Source organism: Nocardia pseudovaccinii NBRC 100343 (assembly GCF_001613225.1).
GTDB lineage: Bacteria > Actinomycetota > Actinomycetes > Mycobacteriales > Mycobacteriaceae > Nocardia > Nocardia pseudovaccinii.
This window is the reverse complement of record NZ_BDBY01000050.1, coordinates 1-3,960: the sequence shown is the minus strand read 5'-3', so window position 1 is coordinate 3,960 and position 3,960 is coordinate 1. Positions and strand designations below refer to the sequence as shown.

Sequence of the window (3,960 nt, the reverse complement as noted above, 5' to 3'; positions counted from 1 at the left end):
GGCTTCTCCGCAGGCGGCTCGACGGGTGTCGGACTCGCCCTCGCCAGGGCACTCATCGAGGCCGATGGTGGACGCTTGGAATTGCAGCGCCGCCGTCCCGCGCTGTTCGCGATGTTCCTCGGATCCAGCGCGTCGCAACGCACACCCAACGGCGCGCAGGTGCCCGAGCCGCGCTAGTCAGCCGAGGAGTTTGCTGCGGAGCGCATCGTCCTTCTCCAGGACCATGGCTTCCAGGTCGGCCTGGAACTGCTCCATCCGGGCGCGCAGGGCTGGGTCGGCGGTGGCGAGGATGCGGGCGGCGAGCAGGCCGGCGTTGCGGGCGCCGCCGATGGAGACGGTGGCCACCGGGACGCCCGCAGGCATCTGGACGATGGACAGCAGGGAGTCCATGCCGTCGAGATATTTGAGCGGGACGGGGACGCCGATGACCGGGAGCGGGGTGGCGGACGCGACCATGCCGGGCAGATGGGCGGCGCCGCCCGCGCCCGCGATGATGACCTTCAGTCCGCGGCCCGCCGCCTCGCGGGCGTAGTCGAGCATGCGCTGGGGTGTGCGGTGCGCCGAGACGACGCCGACCTCGAAGCGAATATCGAACTCCGCCAAGGCGATCGCGGCGGCCTCCATGGTCGGCCAGTCGGAGTCGCTGCCCATGATCAGGCCGACTTGCGCATTACTCACCGTGGGGATCCCATCCGTCGGTCCAGATCGCGTGCGACATCCAGTGCGCCGCGCGCTCGGCCTGCTCGCGCACCACGGCGACATCGTCGCCGAGCACGTTGATATGCCCGATCTTGCGATCCGGGCGTTCGCCCTTGCCGTACAGGTGCACCTTCGCCTGCGGCAGTCTGGCGAAGAGGTGGTGCAGCCGCTCGTCCATCGACATGGTCGGCGCCTCGGCCGCGCCGAGAATGTTCGCCATCACCGTGACCGGCGCCAGCGGACTGGTGTCGCCGAGCGGATAGTCGAGCACCGCGCGCAGATGCTGTTCGAACTGGCCGGTGCACGCGCCGTCCATGCCCCAGTGGCCGGAGTTGTGCGGGCGCATGGCCAGTTCGTTGATCAGGATCGCGCCGTCATTGGTTTCGAAGAGTTCGACGGCCATCGCACCGACCACGCCGAGTTCCCTGGCCAGGTTCAGCGCGAGCGTCTCGGCCTGCGCGGCCAATTCGTCACTCAGGTCCGGTGCGGGTGCGATCACCACGGCGCACTGGCCGTTGCGCTGCACCGTCTCCACCACCGGCCAGGTCGCGGCCTGACCGAATGGCGAACGCGCCACCATCGCCGACAGTTCGCGCTTCAGATCCACCTTGGCCTCCGCGAGGAGCTGTACACCGTGCGCGAGCTGATCGGAAACGATCGTCTCGGCCTCGGCCGCTGACTCCGGCATCCAGACGCCGCGCCCGTCGTAGCCGCCGCGGACCGCCTTCAGCACGATCCGCCAGTCGTGCTCGTCGCCGAATCGCACCGCGTCGGCCGCCGAAGTAACGGGCACGAAGGCGGGCACGGGCAACTCGAGCTCGGACAGCTTGGTCCGCATGGCGAGCTTGTCCTGTGCGAAGACCAGCGCGCGCGGCGGCGGCTGCACATTCACGCCCTCGGCGACCAGCGCCTCCAGATGTTCGGTCGGCACATGCTCGTGATCGAAGGTGAGCGCGTGCGAACCGACGGCGGCCTTGCGCAGCGCGGTCAGATCGGTGTGGCTGCCCAGTACGACCTCGGGGCTCACCTGTGCGGCCGGGTCATCCGGATTCTCCGCCAGCACCCGCAGCCGCTGACCGAGCGCGATAGCGGCCTGGTGCGTCATGCGCGCGAGCTGGCCACCACCGATCATGGTGACGGTGGGCATGGCGGCAGGATCGAATGAACGGCTGGGTGTCACGCCTGCACCTCGCTGACGCTCGGCTCCGGCGTCCCCCCCATGGGGGCTGTGTTGATGGTTCGCTCGCTTCGCTCCCTCACGTCGTGCAATCTTGTCATGTCCGAGCGCCATGATCCCTACCGGTACACTCGGGCCTTGTGTCTTTCGTCGACGACGTGGTCAACGTCCTCCCCAAGCCCATGCGGGAGATCGCTTACCGCCACCACGAACTGATCAAATTCGCCATCGTCGGCGCGACCACCTTCATCATCGACTCGGGCATCTTCTATGTGCTCAAGTGGACCGTGCTGGAGACCAAGCCGGTCACCGCGAAGATCATCTCCGGCGTGATCGCGGTCATCTGCTCCTACATCCTCAACCGCGAGTGGTCGTTCAAGAACCGCGGCGGGCGCGAGAAGCACCATGAGGCGCTCCTGTTCTTCGGCGTCAGCGGCGTCGGTGTCGTGCTGAGCTTCATCCCGCTGTGGATCTCCAGCTACGTCTTCGACCTACGCCAGCCCGATGTGAGCTTCACCGTCGAGAACATCGCGGACTTCATCAGCGCCTTCATCATCGGCAACCTGCTGCAGATGGCGTTCCGCTTCTGGTCGATGCGCCGCTGGGTGTTCCCGGACGAGATCAGTGAGCTCGTCGAGGAAATCGAGGAGCTGCTCGAGGAAGAGCAGCTCGGTCACAGCTGAGTACTCGCGTCGATTTTCGGCCATGCGGATCACGTATCGGCCGGGGTCAGTACGGTGATGCGGTGGCGATTGAGGAAACCGTTCGGGGGCGTAACGGGGATGATGCGGCCAGGTTCCGGCTGACCGTCGTGGATCAGGCGCTGCGGTTGTTCGCCGAGCAGGGGTATGAGGCGACGACCGTCGATGAGATCGCGGAGGCGGCGGGGATTTCGCGGCGGACGTTCTTTCGGCAGTTCCGGTCGAAGGAGGATGTGATCTTCGCCGATCACGAGTCGCAGTTGGCGCAGGCGGCGGAGTTCTTGACGGCGGCGCAGGGGGATCCGTGGGAGGCGGTCTGTGCCGCGGTGGTGCAGGTATTCGAGCGGTTCACCCAGTGGCGCGAGATTGCCGAACGGCGGTATCGGGTGGTGCGGAAGGTGCCAGCGCTGCGGGAGCGCGAGATCGTGACCGTCTTCCGGTACGAGCGGTTGTTCACCGACTATCTGCGTGAGCGGCTGCCGGAGGTGCCGGATCTGGCGCGGGTGCAGTTCACGGCCGCGGTGACGGCCACGCACAACTACCTGCTGCGCCGCATGGTGCGCGGCGAATCGGACGCGGGCGCGGCGGATCTGCGCGAGGAGTTGGCGGCGATTCCGCGTGGTCGCGGGTCGGTGGCGGCGGAAATGGTGGTCGCGGTGTTCCCGAGGGATATGCCGCCGCGACAGGTCGCGGATCTGGTGACGCGCCAGCTCGGTAGTCTGTGACGGGAGTCATACTATGCAGTATCTGACACTCAGTGCCACACAATAACCGCACTTGACGTAGACTTCTGGGCGTACGCTCGATCGGAGCATGGCACTGAGTGCCGCCTGTTGGAACTCTGATCCAGCAAAATCACGACCGACAAACCCCAGGAGTGTGTCCCATGGCGGGAAACCCCGATTTCAACCTTTTCCAGCTCGAGGACTTCCACGACGAACTGCGTGCGGCCATCCGCGGGCTGGCGGAGAAGGAAATCGCTCCGTACGCCAAGGACGTCGACGGCAACGCCCGCTTCCCGGAGGAGGCGCTCACCGCGCTGAACGCCGCGGGCTTCAACGCGGTGCACGTGCCCGAGGCCTACGGCGGCCAGGGCGCGGACTCGGTCGCCACCTGCATCGTGATCGAAGAGGTCGCCCGCGTCTGCGGTTCGTCCTCGCTGATCCCCGCGGTCAACAAGCTCGGCACCATGGGCCTGATCCTCAACGGCTCCGAGGAACTCAAGCAGAAGGTGCTGCCGGATATCGTCAACGGCGAGATGGCCTCCTACGCGCTGTCCGAGCGTGAGGCCGGCTCCGACGCCGCAGGCATGCGCACCCGCGCCAAGCAGGACGGCGACGACTGGATCATCAACGGCTCCAAGTGCTGGATCACCAACGGCGG

General features: G+C 66.7%; 5 protein-coding genes and 1 pseudogene. 4 read left to right on the top strand and 2 right to left on the bottom strand.

The annotated features are described in order from the left end of the window. Window positions 1-177 (top strand): annotated as a pseudogene (locus NP3_RS50285) (sensor histidine kinase); the annotation flags it as partial. On the opposite strand, the gene purE reads toward NP3_RS50285, so the two are convergent. Together purE and NP3_RS06400 are read right to left on the bottom strand one after the other, a co-directional pair. Further along, window positions 178-687: a 5-(carboxyamino)imidazole ribonucleotide mutase gene (gene purE / locus NP3_RS06405; RefSeq protein ID WP_281197294.1), complete on the bottom strand. Its 510-nt coding sequence runs from the start codon at window positions 685-687 to the stop codon at window positions 178-180. Next, a complete protein-coding gene (locus NP3_RS06400; protein WP_063038735.1) occupies window positions 671-1,846 on the bottom strand; it encodes a 5-(carboxyamino)imidazole ribonucleotide synthase in 1,176 nt (391 codons plus the stop codon). Before NP3_RS06400 ends, purE begins: the two co-directional genes overlap by 17 nt. Window positions 1,847-2,016: 170 nt before the next feature. On the opposite strand from NP3_RS06400, the gene NP3_RS06395 reads away from it, so the two are divergent. From NP3_RS06395 to NP3_RS06385, 3 genes are all read left to right on the top strand, one after another. Next, window positions 2,017-2,559 (top strand): GtrA family protein, encoded by a 543-nt coding sequence (locus NP3_RS06395; protein ID WP_169814452.1) that lies wholly within the window; start codon window positions 2,017-2,019, stop codon window positions 2,557-2,559. A 62-nt stretch (window positions 2,560-2,621) separates the two neighbouring features. Continuing rightward, window positions 2,622-3,302, top strand: a complete 681-nt coding sequence (locus NP3_RS06390; RefSeq protein ID WP_245720840.1) for a TetR family transcriptional regulator — start codon at window positions 2,622-2,624, stop codon at window positions 3,300-3,302. Between the two features lie 161 nt (window positions 3,303-3,463). Then, window positions 3,464-3,960: acyl-CoA dehydrogenase family protein (locus tag NP3_RS06385; RefSeq protein WP_174566175.1), on the top strand; the 497-nt coding region annotated here is incomplete at its 3' end.